Source organism: Vibrio sp. ED004, assembly GCF_023206395.1.
GTDB lineage: Bacteria > Pseudomonadota > Gammaproteobacteria > Enterobacterales > Vibrionaceae > Vibrio.
This window is the reverse complement of sequence record NZ_CP066150.1, coordinates 427,338-443,338: the sequence shown is the minus strand read 5'-3', so window position 1 is coordinate 443,338 and position 16,001 is coordinate 427,338. Positions and strand designations below refer to the sequence as shown.

Below are 16,001 nucleotides of genomic sequence, written 5' to 3'. Positions count from 1 at the left end.
ATGTCACATAAAGAACGCATGTTACACATGGTGCTATTTGAATTAGCAGCTTTGATTTTGATGGCCGTGGCGGCAACTTACATTGTCGGTGGCGGAGCAGTAAAAATGGCAGGCTTGGCGCTGTCTTTATCGCTGATTGCGATGACATGGAACTACGTCTACAACTACGGTTACGACAAGATTTACGGCGCTGACCGCAGCAAACGAACCAAGAAAACACGTATTCTGCACGGCTTAGGTTTCGAATTAGGCTTGATGTTGGTGTCGTTCCCACTACTGATGTGGGTACTTCAACTCGATTTCTGGACAGTATTAATGATGGATATCGGGATTGTTATCTTCTTCGTGCTTTACGCAATTGCGTTCAACTGGGTATATGACTCAATCCGAGCTCAGTTGGTTGCGAGAGGAAAGGTTGCAGCTCTGGTTTAGAGCTCCAGTTCGTAGCATGTAACTAGAACAAACACCTAAATTGAAACTGCCAAACTACAACTTAGTTGGCAGTTTATTCATTTATGCATATAAGCTCATTGATTAACGCCCTTGTTACATAGCAAAAACATCACACAACCCGTCCTAATTAAGTCTAATAATCAACCACTCACGAAGTAGCATCACAAATCTAAACAGAAACTCCTCGTACCAGTTGTGCATCCGTTTACATACAGGTAATTTTAGCGGCCTCGAAACACATCAATTCGAGCAATGACGTTCATGCGAGCTTCTTTTTCGAACAAAAGTGTTCGGATTAACATTTCAAGTGACTTTAGTTAACAATTTTATGCTCAAACGCTCACTTTTAATGTTCGTTTATTTTCGAGTTCGCAAATTTATGCACAATACATGTGCTAGATAAGCAAACTAACAAGGACTCGAACATGACAACAAACAAACACCCCTCTTTATTTGGGCAATGCTTGGCCGAATTTATAGGAACAGGACTACTCATATTTTTTGGCGTTGGCTGTGTGGCAGCACTGGTACTCACTGGTGCAACATTCGGGCAATGGGAAATCAGCATCATCTGGGGCTTCGGTGTCGCTATCGCAATTTACTGTACAGCTGGCGTTTCTGGCGCACACATAAACCCTGCAGTTACCATCGCACTGGCCATGTTCCATGGCTTTGATAAGGCGAAAGTTGTGCCTTACATCATTTCTCAGCTACTTGGCGCATTCTGTTCTGCGGCATTGGTTTATAGCCTGTACAGCAACCTATTCACTGACTACGAAATCGCACATAACTTCGTTCGTAGCAGCCAAGACGCACTATCAACCGCTGGTATCTTCTCGACTTACCCACATGCTTCACTCTCTTTCTTCGGCGCTTTTGCTGTGGAATTCGTGATTACAGCTGTGTTGATGTTTGCCATTTTAGCGCTAGGTGATGAGAACAATGGCGCATCTCGCGGCGCGATGAACCCACTGCTGATCGGTATTCTTATCGCGGTAATTGGTGGTTCTTTAGGTCCACTAACTGGCTTCGCAATGAACCCTGCTCGTGACTTCGGACCAAAACTTTTCGCTTACTTTGCAGGTTGGGATTTCGCATTGAGCGGTGCTCGTGATATTCCTTACTTCATCGTTCCAATTCTTGCTCCAATTGCTGGTGCGTGTTTTGGCGGTTGGTTGTACCCACGTGTTATCGGTGCTTACCTACCAGTAGAAGGCCAAGGCTGCACAATTCCAAACCAATGTGAAACAACAGAAGAAGCTGAACAAGCTCAAGCTTAATCGCTAAGCGACCCTACATTTACTAAAATATAAATAACAAAAGAAAAAGGATTCTTACCATGACCGAGCAAAAATACATTGTTGCCCTAGACCAAGGCACCACAAGCTCTCGCGCTGTAATCCTCGACCACGATGCAAACATCGTAAGCTCTTCTCAACGAGAATTTACTCAAATCTACCCGAAAGCGGGCTGGGTTGAGCATGATCCAATGGAAATCTGGGCAACTCAAAGCTCTACATTGGTTGAAGCACTTGCTAAAGCAGGCATTCGCAGCGACGAACTAGCGGGTATTGGTATCACTAACCAACGTGAAACCACCATTGTTTGGAACAAAGAAACAGGCAAACCGGTTTACAACGCAATCGTATGGCAGTGTCGCCGTACAGCAGACATCTGTGAAGACCTAAAAGCACGTGGCCTAGAAGACTACGTACGTGACAATACTGGCTTAGTCCTTGACCCGTATTTCTCAGGTACAAAAGTAAAATGGATTCTAGACAACGTTGAAGGTGCTCGCGAAGACGCTGAAGCAGGCAAATTGCTATTCGGTACGGTTGATACTTGGTTGGTTTGGAAGATGACTCAAGGACGTGTACACGTTACGGATTACACTAACGCGTCTCGTACTATGTTATTTAACATCAACGACCTATGCTGGGACCAGAAGCTGCTTGATGAAATGGGCATTCCAGCAGTCATGATGCCAGAAGTAAAACGCTCTTCAGAAGTATACGGTCAAACGAACCTTGGTGGTAAAGGCGGTACTCGTATCCCAATCGCGGGTATTGCGGGTGACCAACAAGCTGCACTTTACGGTCAAATGTGTGTAGAAGCTGGCCAAGCGAAGAATACTTACGGCACGGGTTGTTTCCTTCTAATGAACACTGGTCAAGAGAAAGTAACCTCGAAAAACGGCCTGTTAACAACACTGGCATGCGGCCCTAAAGGTGAACCTGCATACGCACTGGAAGGTGCAGTATTCATGGGCGGTGCATCAATCCAATGGCTACGTGATGAAATGAAGCTGCTGGCTGGCGCAGAAGACTCTGAGTACTTCGCAACCAAAGTAGACTCTTCAAACGGCGTTTACGTGGTTCCTGCATTTACTGGCCTAGGCGCACCCTACTGGGATGCTTATGCTCGCGGTACGATTGTCGGCCTAACTCGTGGTGTCAACTCTAACCACATCATCCGTGCAACGCTGGAAGGTATTGCTTACCAAACTCGTGACGTACTTGACGCAATGCAAGCTGACTCTGGTATCAAGCTAGCAAACCTACGTGTTGATGGCGGCGCAGTAGCGAACAACTTCCTAATGCAATTCCAATCAGACGTGCTGGATACTGAAGTTCACCGCCCTGAAGTAACGGAAGTAACAGCTCTGGGTGCGGCTTACCTTGCAGGCTTAGCGGTTGGTTTCTGGGACAGCATCGACGAGCTTCAAGACAAAGCCGTTCTAGACCGTACCTTCATGCCACACCACGACGAAGAGAAGCGTAACCGCCGTTACAAAGGCTGGAAGCGTGCTATCAAGTGTGCTCAGGTTTGGTCTGAACTGCACGATGACGACGAAGAGTAATTTAAGCGAGAGTTAACAGAGGAGCACGAATAATCCCTTCATAGTTGATTAGATTGTTCGAACCTCAGTAAACGAAACTAAAAAGAGCACTATTTTGTGCTCTTTTTTGCGTTTCAGGCTCAAATCTTACGTTACGAGCACCGTTTTTGCGGTTTAGACATGATTCCTTACCATCATTACTTCTCTCTCTTCGTCAATTCGAGCACAATAGCGCGAGTTTATATTTTCGATTTTGACACGCTAGAGCCTTTGGCGTGCAGGGAGTGGTAAGTTAAGTGAAGCAGATACCAAGACACCAGCAGATTGTAGACCTGGTTAAAACACAAGGATATGTGAGTACCGATGAGCTCGTTGAAAAGTTCGATGTCAGCCCACAAACCATCAGACGAGACCTCAACGAACTGGCCGATAGCAACAAAATCCGTCGCTATCATGGTGGTGCTACGATTCCTTTAAGCTCAGAAAACACCTCGTATAACACGCGCAAAGCGCTTAATTTCAACGAAAAAGACGTGATTGCCGATGAACTGGTCAAACACATCCCAGATGGCGCGACTTTGTTTGTTGATATCGGTACCACGCCAGAATCGGTTGCCCGTGCACTCAACAAAAATCACAAACAGTTAAGAGTTGTCACCAACAACATTAACGTGGCGAGCATCCTTCTACCGAACCCAGAGATCAAGGTTATCTTGGCGGGCGGTGAAGTACGTAACCGCGATGGTGGTATTGTCGGTGAAGCGACACTCGATTTCGTAAAGCAATTCCGCCTTGATTTCGGTATATTAGGGATCAGTGGTATCGACTTTGACGGCTCACTGCTCGATTTTGACTATCACGAAGTTCGAGTGAAACAAGCCATCATAGAAAACAGCCGCAGTATCTTCTTAGCTGTCGACCACACTAAGTTTGGCCGTAATGCGATGGTTAAGCTTGGTAATATCTCTCAGGCACACATGGTATTTACTAATAAGCAGCCTCCGGAAGAGATTCTCAACATCCTTAAAGATTCAGACATTCCATTAGAAGTCATCGATACCGCTCAGCCTTCAACACTCAGTGAATAGTCTCTATGAAGCCAAGTTAGATTAAATTGGTTTGAGTCGAGCTAGGTAAGCACTCGCATTCGTGAGCAATCAAAAGCCAGTTCTATTGATAAACACTTATCGATAGCTGGCTTTTTTAGTAACTGAACCAACAATACTTGATCCCTGTTCGTGTCACTTCTATGCTCGAATAAGTTTTATTTGAACCTCTGCTTTCATAAGCAGAGGTTTTTTTATGCTCAAATCACATAAAACGCGCATAAACGAAAATAATAAATGACCGCAAACGAAAGTTAAGATAGGATTCACTTATGTTCTAAAATGCTCGTTCGCTCAGAAAGAGGTCAAAATCATGAGTGCTCAACAAAATAATTCAAACAACAGTACATCTTCCACTTTAGACTTGATCGTGATTGGCGGCGGCATCAATGGTGCAGGCATCGCGGCAGATGCAGCAGGTCGTGGTCTCAACGTTGGCTTATACGAAGCAAATGACTTTGCTTCTGCTACTTCATCTGCAAGTTCAAAACTGATCCACGGTGGTTTACGTTACCTTGAACATTACGAGTTTCGTTTGGTTTCGGAAGCGCTTGCAGAACGCGAAGTCTTGCTAAGAAAAGCACCTCACGTTGCTCAACCAATGCGTTTCCGTTTACCTCATCGACCATTTTTACGCCCAGCTTGGATGATCCGCTGTGGCCTATTCCTTTACGATAACTTGGGTAAACGCACCACGCTTCCTGGCAGTAAAACCGTGAACTTGGCGAAATCAGGTTTACTGAAGCCAGAAATGAAAACAGGTTTCGAATACTCAGATTGCTGGGTAGATGATGCGCGCATGGTATTGCTCAACGTGTTAGCGGCGAAAGAGAACAACGCAGAAGTTCGTAACTACTGCCGAGTTGAAAAAGCGCACCGTGAAGGCGGTATCTGGCATGTGACGATCCTTGATGTCATGACAAACCAACGTTTTGAACGTAAAGCAAAAGCGCTAGTGAATGCAGCAGGCCCTTGGGTTAAGCAATTCTTTGATGATGGATTAGAGCAGGCTTCGCCTCGTAATATTCGTTTGATCAAAGGTTCTCACATTGTTGTGCCGCGTATTCACGACGAACCACAAGCGTACATTCTGCAAAACAAAGACAATCGCATTGTGTTCATGATCCCTTACCTAGATAAGTTCTCGATCATCGGTACTACCGACCTTGAATACAAAGGCGACCCTCGTAAAGTAGCCATTGATGATGTCGAAGTGGATTACTTGATTGATATCGTTAACCAACACTTTGTGAAACAACTTGGTCGTGAAGACGTGGTTTGGACATACAGTGGCGTAAGACCGCTTTGTGACGATGAATCTGATTCACCACAAGCGATCACTCGTGATTACACCTTGGAATTAGACGCAGAGCTGGATCAAGCACCACTACTTTCGATCTTCGGTGGCAAACTAACCACTTACCGTAAGCTAGGCGAAGCGGCACTCAAGAAGCTTGAGCCACACTTAAGCAACATGGGTGCACCATGGACAGCGAACGACACACTTCCAGGCGGTAACTTTAGCTGCAGCAGAGAGCAACTTGCGAAGATGATCCACACTAAATACCCTTGGGCCTCTGAAGCGTTATTGCTTCGCTATGTGACTCAATTTGGTACTTACACGTGGAAACTACTGGATGGCGCAAACAGCGAAGCTGACCTTGGCATCCAATTCTCAAACGAAGCACATGGCGTTTATCAAGTTGAAATCGATTACTTGATCAATGAAGAGATGGCGATGACCGACGAAGACATCTTGTGGCGCAGAACCAAGCTTGGCCTGTACATGAGCGAATCAGAGCAGCAAGAAGTGACAAATTACCTGAAAGAGAAGCTACAAAGCAAAGTAGTGAGCTTTTCTCAAGTAGGCTAACCCCAACTAGCCTAAACATGGTTCAAGAACATAGTTTACAATCAAGCTTAGTGTCCCCCGCGCTAAGCTTTTTTATTGCCTGCTATTTCACTGTGACTGGGACTGTGTTCACATCTCCATTTTCAACAAAAACTAAATAGTGTTTTAGTAATCCGGTTGATTATCAATTTCACAAAAGGTTGCTATTCTTTATCTCAACGAAACAACACATTTAAAAACGCTCGCAATGTCAGCGCTTTAATAAGGAATCTATTCCATGCAAAAAGTTATTTTGATCACGGGCTCTACCGATGGTATCGGCTTCGAAACAGCCAAAGTACTTGTCCAACAAGGTCACCACGTTTTATTGCATGGACGTAACCCAAGCAAACTCAAAGACGTAGAGCAGCAACTTGTAGGCATATCTACCGAAGCGAAAATCCAAAGTTACGTGGCAGATTTGTCTGTTCTGTCTGATGTAGATGCGTTAGCTGACGAAGTGATTGCTGAGCACGATAAAATTGATGTTCTGATAAACAACGCAGGTGTATTTAACACTCCGCACCCAATAACTAAAGATGGTTTGGATGTTCGTTTTGTTGTGAATACCATTTCACCTTACCACATAACTAAACGCCTACTACCAGTGTTAGGTGCATCTAGCCGAGTGGTAAACCTATCTTCAGCGGCACAAGCAGCCGTGAACATCGAAGCGCTAGAAGGTAAGAAGCCACTTTCCGATGGTGAGGCTTACGCACAAAGCAAACTTGCGATTACCATGTGGACTCGTGAAATGACGAAAGAGTTAGGCTCGGCTGGACCAATGGTTGTTGCGGTAAACCCAGCTTCGTTACTGGGCAGTAAAATGGTGAAAGACGCGTACGGCATTGCCGGCGGCGACTTAAGCATTGGTTCTGACATTCTTGTTCGCGCATCATTGTCTGACGAGTTCGCACAAGCAGGTGGTCAATACTTTGATAACGACAACAACACCTTTGCTAATCCGCACCCAGATGCGATTTACGGCGATAAGTCACAACAAGTTGTCGCTAAAATTGAAGAGATCATCGCAGCAACACTTTCTTAATGACAGCGACGCTCAATTGATTTTCTGATTCCAAGAAAAATGTATGGTCCGCCCCGTTATTGCAACTACAATTAAGTAATAACGGAGTTGGTTTGCGCTAATGTATTCGGAGTCCTTGTTGGGAGCACTAGCTTCCCAGCTCCACGATGATATCCGCGCCAGATTATCCTTAAAAAGCCCAAAGCATTGATTGCTATTTTTTGTGTCAGGTTCTTAATCTGGCCGATTGACCGTTTTTGTCATCACGTTCATTGGCGTTGCAAACTTGGTTATAGCTAAACAGCCTTAAAAGCTTGGCGGTGGTATAACACCGCCCAAGCTATCCTCACTAGCTTGTTGGCTAATGCAACTACCACTACATTAAATGGTTTGGTGGCTCGTAGGTTCACAAGCCACTCTCCAAACACTTTCCCTGTCGTCTCTAGCCTAGAGAGTACAGCTCTTGCGCCATGGATAAACAGAGTTCTGAGGTGCTTATTTCCTCGTTTACTCATACCAAGTAGCTTGGTATTTCCTCCCGTTGAGAATTGCCTTGGTACAAGTCCCAACCAAGCCGCCATCTCGCGGCCATTGGTGAAGTTACTCGGAGAGCTTACATCAGCAATACACAATGTGGAGGTAAGATCGCCAATTCCAGGGATAGTTTTTAATAATTGAGCACTTTCGTTATTATCAACAATAGTTTGAAGTTTGATATCTTGGGTTTTGATTTGTTCATTGAGGTACTTGTAGTGTTCATGGATAGATATCAATTCACATAGCAAGCTTTTGGTAGTGATACTGTTTGTTCTGCTAACCATTGAAACAGAGACTTCATCTTTGCATGCCCTTTGGGAAAGCTAAGGCCAAACTCAAGTAAGATCGCGCCGATCCGCGACATAGTGGCGGTTCTCTCCTTGATATAACTATCTCTGACTCGATGAATCGCTGCGATGACTTGAGCCTCTTCACTTTTACAGCCACAAATCTCATGGTCGGTCGACTCGCAGCCTCTGCGATCGCTGAAGCATCGATGAAATCGTTTTTATTGCCTTTGACATAAGGCTTTACATACTGAGGAGGAATAAGTCGGGGTTGATGACCAAGCTCACCACACTTTCGAGCAAGCCAATGAGCACCGCCACAAGCTTCGAAAGCAATAGTTGTTGGTTCTATTTTACTAAGAAAGATTAAGAGTTGATTGCGATTAAATTTACGACGAAGCACCTCCACCCCACAACGGTTATGTGCGATAGCATGGAAGCAGTGTTTACCTAGGTCGATACCTAAAATATGAATAGAAGACATATGGTTCACCTCATTCTGAGAGCCTACTCTAAGCTTAAGGGCTTGAGAGTGAGGCGGACCATATAATTAAGCCCTGCGTGACTATGTTATACGTTAGTCATGCAGGGCTTTTTCGTTAAATCGATTTGTCTCTACTTTTGTTCCCAATATGGCGGATTACCATAATACTCAGAGAAGTAGTCAATGAAGGCTCTTACCTTTGGTGCAAGCAACCTTGTGCTTGGGTACACAGCCCAAATCGCAGGTTCTGATGTTAAAGAGTAGTCTTCCAATATTTGAATCAGTTGACCGCTTTTAAGTTGCTCATAAGCACACCAATTTGATGTCACCGTGATACCCATCCCACCAATAGCAGCATCACGAAGCGCTTCTCCATTATCAGCCCTGAACGATCCAGATGCCTTAATCGTCTTAGGCCCACTTTCGGTATTGAAGGTCCAGTTTTCTAAACCAATCAAGCTAATACACTGATGGTCGTTGAGATCTTGAGGTGTGACTGGTTTACCATATTTAATTAGATAATCTGGAGATGCACAGACCACTCGCTTATCTGTTGCGAGCTTTCGGGCGATCAACGTCGAGTCTTTCAGTTCGGAGATTCGAATCGCAATATCGAAACCTCCTTCCACAAGATCGACCATAGAATCTGAGAGCCTGAAATCGACTTTTAATCCCGGGTAACGTTCAAGAAAGCCAGGCAACGTTGGAACAAGGTGCAAACGCCCAAAAGAAGCAGATGCCGTAACGCGCAATGTTCCCGTTGGAGAGTCACAGCCCACACCAACCGCCGATTTAGCAGCATCAACACTCGATAACACTTCTTCAGCGTGAGGTAAGAATGCCTCCCCCTCCTCTGTTAAAGACACTTTACGAGTGGTGCGGTGTACTAAGCGAACGCCCAAATTATCTTCGAGTTTACTGATGTGCGAACTAGCGACCGCAGGCGACAAACCCAGCTCTTGGCCAGCCATACTGATGTTATGTGTGGAAGCTAAACGAACAAACAATTTGAGGTGTTCAATATTCATGTGATTACCAATAAAATCTTAAAAATCGTGTACCAGTAACCCTCATTATGCGTTATTAAAATAACAATACAACGTATTAGCGCTGTTTAATTGTCGACATATTATTGAGCCCAAACGAAAAAAACTCCCGAAGGAGTTTTTAGTATCTAAATCTGCAATTCGCCATTTAGCTGATAAGCCAAATGCCAACTGACTAAGCAGTTAAGCGAGCGTGCAGTGCGTCTTTAAGTACAGAACGATCGTGTTTCAGTTGGTGCATCGAGCCGTCATCAATGGGTGAATCTTTCAACTCAAGCTTACGAATCTCTTTATCAAGGTTGTCGTACGTCTTCATATCTGCTGCAAAGCCATCGTCAGTTTTAACAAGCTCAGCAATTTTATCTTTCATTTCAGGAAATTCGTGAACAAGAGAATGATTTTCACCTAGCATAGAAACCTCTTAAGTTGAGTAAAGTGATTGGTATTAAACATATTCATTATTTACCTTAGCAAGGGACTCAAATAACAAATGAGATCCAGTACACAGCATAGAACATAAAACAACCAACCTAATATTCACAAGCACATGAACATCACATCACATCACATCACATCACATCACATCACATCACATCACCATTTAAGCAATAAAAAGCTCTGTAAAACTACAGAGCTCGATTAAATACTCACAGGCAAGGTTGAGTTAACTACTACACCCTTGAGTATGAACTCGGTTCATGTCGTCACCGACTTGTGCTTCTTGAGACCCTGTCGATTGGCATCCTGCCACGAATAATAGCGTTACAGATAAGATAAGCCATTTCATAATAAATCCTCTTTTGGTCATGACTAAAGCATAGCGCTTAAAAGCGCGGATACCTCAGCCATTAACTAAAAGCCTTACCTGCCGATAAAGCCTTGGTTAATGAACAAAGCATCGCTTCATTAATTAACGACCTGCTTTTGTACAAAAAACTTTCACTCAACTGAATAAAAATCGCACAAAGTAAAAGAAGAATAGCTGTGGAGCCATGACGAGGATTTAAAAAATGAGTCGCTATAAGCTAGTCACTCGTCGCCAAACGCACTGCCGCTTCTGCATGGATGGCAGTGGTATCAAACAGTGGCACATCGGTGTGTTGCTGTTGAATCAGTAGCGCGATTTCAGTACATCCTAGAATCAAGCCCCTTGTTGGCTTAGCTTCTCAATGATTTGACGATATACATCTCGAGATTCTTCTTTTACTTCACCTCGACACAACTCTTGATAAATGATGTTGTGGACTTGCTTTCGGTCACTCTCATCAGGAATGAAAACATCGATTCCAAATTCATTGCTAAGGCGCCCTTTGTAGAAATCTTGTTCCATTGTGAAAGCGGTACCGAGTAATCCGACTTTCTTCACGCCCTGCTCAAGCAACTTCTGCGCCGTGGTATCAGCGATGTGCAAGATAGGAATCGTGATCTTCTCTTCGATCTCAGGAACGACCTTATGCATAGTATTGGTACAAATCAGAATGAAATCAGCCCCGCCCTTCTCTACCGATAAAGCCGCGTCCGATAAGATATCAGCAGTCTCTGCCCAACGACCTTGGTGCTGCAGCTTTTCTATCTCATCGAAGTTCACACTATACATACAAACCTTTGCAGAATTGAGCCCGCCAAGCGCGGCTTTTACACCCTCGTTAATGGATTTATAGTAGCTCATTGTCGATTCCCAACTCATGCCGCCAAGCAATCCGATCGTTTTCATTTTTCTATTCCTTTAATTTCTGACTATCCCGATTAAAGCGTCATGCGTTGAAAATTTATAGTACGTTCTTGCTTAAAGCGAGCCTCAACCTCCGTTCACAAAAAAGGCTCGAATCAAAAATCCGAGCCTTTGTGCTTTTATCAAAGGAAAACTTGGCGTTAGTACACCTCACACCAATCTGATTTCATGTCGATCAGTGTCCAATCCTCTCTGGAATTCGCCTCATCTAGCGCTTTATCCAACTTACCAACATGAGACTTACGATCGTACTGCCACTCACGCTCGGCATCGGTATGGTGAACAATCATAGCCATTGAGTTCGGTTGGCTCGTTGCCCATTGCATCATCGCTTGGTCACCATCTGAATTACCGACCGCTAGAATAGGTTTCTTGCCGATAATATGCTGAATATTAGTGACCTTTCCGGCTTTATCATCAATCGTCAAAATGGACGAATCTTTCGTTACTGTCGGTTTGCCATCGTTATAGCTGTAGTTGTATTTAAGCGCGCTACCAATAATCTGCTCTGGCGGGATATTGTAAGCTTGCGGAGCCCACGCTCTCATGAAGTCAACGCCACCACCCGACACAATGTAAGTTTTAAAATCATGATCTTGCAGGTAGGTCAGCATCTCTTTCATTGGCTGATAAGTCAGATCTGTGTACGCTTTATTAAAGCGTTCGTCTTTTGCTACCGCTAACCATTGCTTAACGTCTTGCTGGTATTGTTCAACTGTCATACCAGAATGTGTCGCCATGATGATTTTCAATAACCCTTCTTCACCGCTGCCCAGTACGCTCTCAATATCCCCTTCAAGTACAAACTTAAACGGTGCTTCCGTTTTCCATTCAGGGTGCTCTGGCGCCATCTCTTTTACACGGTCCAACGCAAACGCCAATTGGAAGTAGTAAGGCTTTTCTGACCAAAGCGTACCGTCGTTATCAAATACTGCGATACGATCTTCAATTGCCACAAACGTATCAGATTCAGCTTTGGTGGCTTGACCCACAAAGTCGACGATGGCGGATTTACTCTCACTGTCCTTCCAAGATGGCAGCAAATTGGGGTCACAATCTTTAGCAAAAGATAAGAAAGAGAGACTGGATAAAATCGCGACGGACAAAAGGGTTATTTTCTTCATAGCACTACCATGTTGTTGAATTAATTACCGGGTTTAATGTAATTCATCCTAGTTGGTCTACTCTGATTTTCCACTTATGAACACTATAACCAGTGTTTATGTTGCTCTTGGTATTACGACGCAAAGCCAACATCAAGGGTTAGTTCAAAAACAAACTTGTTGTTGAGGTAGAGGTTTACCCCAACCTCAAATGTCGTTATGGTGATTTGTAAGACATCATAAAAACAAGGACAGTCTGAGAGCTATGAACAGTACGATTGAGACCATTTTGGGGCATCGCTCCATTCGCCAATATACGGACCAACCAATAGAACAACAGCACCTCGACTTAATTGTTCAGGCAGGCCTTGCCGCGTCGTCATCGAGCTTATTGCAGGCTGTTTCTATCGTGAGAGTGACAAACAAAGAGAAGCGTAAACTGTTAGCAGAATATGCAGGCAACCAAGCTTATGTGGAGAGTGCAGCCGAGTTTTTGGTGTTCTGTATCGACTATCAACGCCACGCTCAGATTAACCCAGAAGTAAAAACCGACTTTACCGAGCTAACCCTGATTGGCTCTGTCGATTCTGGCATCATGGCGCAGAACTGTATGCTGGCTGCGGAGTCTCTTGGTTTAGGTGGCGTATACATCGGTGGCTTGCGTAACAGCGCGCAACAAGTCGATGAGCTACTGGAACTTCCACAACACACGGCCGTGCTATTTGGTATGTGTTTAGGTCACCCTGCGCAGCAGCCTGAGGTTAAACCTCGCCTTCCTGCTCACGTAGTCATGCACGAAAACCAATACCAACCGCTGAGCCTAGACGAAATTTCTCGCTACGACGACTCAATGCAGAGCTACTACGCAAACCGCTCAAGCAATCAAAAGCAAAGCAGCTGGTCACAGCAGATCACACAAAAGCTGTCTGGTGAATCTCGCCCTCATATTCTGCCTTACCTGAACAGTAAACAGCTGACTAAGCGATAGATCGAGAGCAGATCTAAAGACAGAAAAAGATTCCGATGAACGAGCTCCGTTTTCGTCATCACAAACAAAAATGTCAGCGTATTATGCGCTGACATTTTTCTTTTCTATAAGGTCGATTCTCTTAGAGATATTTCTCTATCGGGAGAAGCTGTAGGAAGCCTGATTGCATGCGTTCCCACTTGCCGGTTTCTGGTTCGCTGTCCCAACTTTGGTCACCTGAGTACCAATACACGTCACCGTCTTCCAGCTCCAAGCGCCAACTGTTATCTTCACTCATCGCCTGTTCGATGGTTTCAGCTAGCGTTTCAGCAATCGCTTTGTTCTCGATGATTAGCACCGATTCCGTGTTTAGGTAGGTCGAACGCAGGTTGAAGTTAAATGAGCCAATACTCGCAATACTGCGGTCAAACACGACAGATTTAGCATGCAAGCCATAAGCTGTCTCTGGTGCACATTTAGACACGTCTTGGGTAGATGCTTCACACAACTTGGAGTCTGGCTTTAACTCAAACAAGTCGATGCCATGCTCTAACATATCGTAGCGTCGACCCGCGTAAGCAGAGTGATTGGTCACCAAGTCATTAGAGGCCATTGAGTTGGTCAGTGCCTTTATCTCAACGCCTTCGTTATTCAACGTTTGCCACTCGTCTAGCTGACCGTCATCGAATACCAAGTAAGCCGACTCAAGCAAGATCTCTTGTTTCGATTCACTGGCTAGCTGGCCTAACAGAACCGCCGTTGCTTTAGGTTCATCAGTATTGTCTGAATCGACAGGCACAGGGCGATCGTAAGCGAAACGAGCATTCACCCAAGTCATCTCATCAAGCGCCTCTTTCAGCAAGCTATCTGCTGCTTCACAATTTAATGGTAACTCTGGAGAGTTTTTGTATTGTGGAACGGTGATATCGTCAATTTTTGACAGATCCGGTTGCTCATCGTCACCCAACATAGCGACAGGGTAAGACCAACGGCTGTCCCAATATTCAATAAAGCTGGTTTGGATCGTGGTAACAACTGAGCCCATCACCAATACATCACGATCTCGGAAGTTTATCTCGTCAGAGAGGTCGAAGTATTCATCACCAATGTTACGCCCACCAACCACAGACAAGGTGCCATCGACGGTAAACGACTTGTTGTGCATACGGCGGTTTAGGCGAGAGAAATCACCAAGGAAGCTCAACCATTTACTAAAACCACGGCGTGTTGGTGTTGGGTTGAAGATTCGGATCTCGACGTTTTGGTGTGCATCCAGTGCCGATAATAGGCCTTCACGCTCGTTGAGGTTAATGTCGTCGAGCATGACTCGCACCTTAACACCACGATCAGCTGCGGCTAACAAACGGCTCGCTAAGTACCTACCAGATTCGTCAGAGTTCCAGATGTAATATTGAATATCGATGGTGTGTTCTGCACTTTCAACCAATGCCAGACGCTGTGCTAGTGCATCCCAGCCGGACTCTTGTAAACGAACGGCGGTAGTTGCCAGCTCTGATGCTTGTGGTTGATATTCATCCGCTAAAACCGACAAAGTGCTTGGTCCATAAGAGGTGTACGGTTCTGCAGGGTGGTCGATGCCTTCAGGTAATGAAGAACAGCCGCCCAAAATAGCGGCCAAAATTAAGGTTAAACTGATGCGTTGGAGCACAGGCATGTGTCTGACTTCCTTTTCACGATGACGTCTTTAGAAACTGTCCCGAAAGCTGTTCGACTCACAAGCTGTTCAGGTCTATTCATAGATTATTACTGCTAAAGCCTGAAATTTATAGGTAATTGTTCACTATAAATGAAACATCAGTACTTCATCGTGAGCAGCACATCACTAAACCGCGCCCTGAAACCTTCATCTTTGTTCTGAAATTACTGCGCTCTCAGCTGTTCGATACCTAAGCAGTAAAGGCCTAACGGCTTTCTCACCATCTCAACCGTAATTTCCGTTCTATCTGGATTACAGTTGAGTGCTAGCGCATAGCCATGCAGATAGTCCACCAGCAAATGAAGGGCGTCTTCCGTTTGTTCTGATGTGAGATTCAAAGGGCTCATTACCGCTTCAAAGCGCTCGCTAAACACCTCAACAGGCCCAAGAGATTTCATCGTCAGCAGGGTTTCGAGCAACCCACGATAGTCATTCAATACCGACAGATAACTCACGCTGAGCTGATAAAGGTTCTCTTGCCACACTTGGTTTTGTTGGGGCTGCGCAACTTCTCCTACCAACGACACAGTGATCGATTCCAAGAGATCATTTTTATTCTTGAAGTAATGATATATCGCCATCGCATCCACGCCGAGCTCTGTCGCTAACCCTCGAATACTCGGTAATTTGCCACTTTCACGCATCATACTTTTGGCCGTATCTAAGATCTTCTCTGCACAGAGTTGGCTTGTTCCACTCTTTGGTCGACCTCGCTTTTGATCCTTGACAGTCATAACACCACCTCTTAAACTCAATATTCTACACTGTAGAATATTTTAATTTATTACGGTGTGATTGCCAAGTTCCTGTTC

The 16,001-nt window shown here is 44.8% G+C and carries 13 protein-coding genes and 2 pseudogenes; 7 read left to right on the top strand and 8 right to left on the bottom strand.

The features are described from left to right. The 6 genes from ITG10_RS19545 (at window position 1) to ITG10_RS19520 (ending at window position 7,337) form a co-directional block, all read left to right on the top strand. Window positions 1–432, top strand: a complete 432-nt coding sequence (locus tag ITG10_RS19545; protein WP_017630140.1) for a PACE efflux transporter — start codon at window positions 1–3, stop codon at window positions 430–432. A gap of 446 nt (window positions 433–878) precedes the next feature. Beyond that, window positions 879–1,733, top strand: a complete 855-nt coding sequence (locus ITG10_RS19540) for an MIP/aquaporin family protein (protein ID WP_026084170.1) — start codon at window positions 879–881, stop codon at window positions 1,731–1,733. Window positions 1,734–1,792: 59 nt separating this feature from the next. Next, the gene (gene glpK / locus ITG10_RS19535; protein ID WP_248387085.1) at window positions 1,793–3,313 is read left to right on the top strand and encodes a glycerol kinase GlpK; all 1,521 of its coding nucleotides are present in this window, start codon (window positions 1,793–1,795) and stop codon (window positions 3,311–3,313) included. A 275-nt stretch (window positions 3,314–3,588) separates the two neighbouring features. After that, the gene (locus ITG10_RS19530; RefSeq protein WP_017630138.1) at window positions 3,589–4,380 is read left to right on the top strand and encodes a DeoR/GlpR family transcriptional regulator; all 792 of its coding nucleotides are present in this window, start codon (window positions 3,589–3,591) and stop codon (window positions 4,378–4,380) included. Window positions 4,381–4,711: 331 nt separating this feature from the next. Further along, window positions 4,712–6,271 (top strand): glycerol-3-phosphate dehydrogenase, encoded by a 1,560-nt coding sequence (glpD, locus tag ITG10_RS19525; RefSeq protein ID WP_248387084.1) that lies wholly within the window; start codon window positions 4,712–4,714, stop codon window positions 6,269–6,271. Between the two features lie 256 nt (window positions 6,272–6,527). Further along, window positions 6,528–7,337: an SDR family NAD(P)-dependent oxidoreductase gene (locus tag ITG10_RS19520; RefSeq protein WP_017629437.1), complete on the top strand. Its 810-nt coding sequence runs from the start codon at window positions 6,528–6,530 to the stop codon at window positions 7,335–7,337. Between the two features lie 275 nt (window positions 7,338–7,612). Here the strand turns inward: ITG10_RS19520 and ITG10_RS19515 are convergent. From ITG10_RS19515 to ITG10_RS19495, 6 genes and pseudogenes are all read right to left on the bottom strand, one after another. Then, window positions 7,613–8,624 (bottom strand): annotated as a pseudogene (locus ITG10_RS19515) (IS110 family transposase). Between the two features lie 131 nt (window positions 8,625–8,755). Next, entirely contained in the window at window positions 8,756–9,652 is an 897-nt protein-coding gene (locus ITG10_RS19510) for a LysR family transcriptional regulator (RefSeq protein WP_017631508.1), read from the bottom strand. Window positions 9,653–9,845: 193 nt separating this feature from the next. Next, window positions 9,846–10,082, bottom strand: coding sequence for a YdcH family protein (locus tag ITG10_RS19505; RefSeq protein WP_017631507.1), 237 nt, complete (start codon window positions 10,080–10,082; stop codon window positions 9,846–9,848). 252 nt (window positions 10,083–10,334) lie between these two features. Further along, window positions 10,335–10,457 (bottom strand): hypothetical protein, encoded by a 123-nt coding sequence (locus ITG10_RS26370; RefSeq protein WP_258182976.1) that lies wholly within the window; start codon window positions 10,455–10,457, stop codon window positions 10,335–10,337. 238 nt (window positions 10,458–10,695) lie between these two features. Beyond that, window positions 10,696–11,384: pseudogene (locus ITG10_RS19500) on the bottom strand (aspartate/glutamate racemase family protein). A gap of 158 nt (window positions 11,385–11,542) precedes the next feature. Next, window positions 11,543–12,526: an HAD family hydrolase gene (locus ITG10_RS19495; protein WP_026084317.1), complete on the bottom strand. Its 984-nt coding sequence runs from the start codon at window positions 12,524–12,526 to the stop codon at window positions 11,543–11,545. A 244-nt stretch (window positions 12,527–12,770) separates the two neighbouring features. Here ITG10_RS19495 and nfsA point away from each other — a divergent pair, with 244 nt between their 5' ends. Further along, a complete protein-coding gene (nfsA, locus tag ITG10_RS19490; RefSeq protein ID WP_017631503.1) occupies window positions 12,771–13,493 on the top strand; it encodes an oxygen-insensitive NADPH nitroreductase in 723 nt (240 codons plus the stop codon). A 121-nt stretch (window positions 13,494–13,614) separates the two neighbouring features. Here the strand turns inward: nfsA and ITG10_RS19485 are convergent, their stop codons facing one another. Both ITG10_RS19485 and ITG10_RS19480 read right to left on the bottom strand, forming a co-directional pair. Continuing rightward, window positions 13,615–15,147, bottom strand: coding sequence for a phospholipase D family protein (locus ITG10_RS19485; RefSeq protein WP_017631502.1), 1,533 nt, complete (start codon window positions 15,145–15,147; stop codon window positions 13,615–13,617). A 206-nt stretch (window positions 15,148–15,353) separates the two neighbouring features. After that, window positions 15,354–15,923, bottom strand: coding sequence for a TetR/AcrR family transcriptional regulator (locus ITG10_RS19480; protein ID WP_017631501.1), 570 nt, complete (start codon window positions 15,921–15,923; stop codon window positions 15,354–15,356). Window positions 15,924–16,001 lie beyond the last annotated feature (78 nt).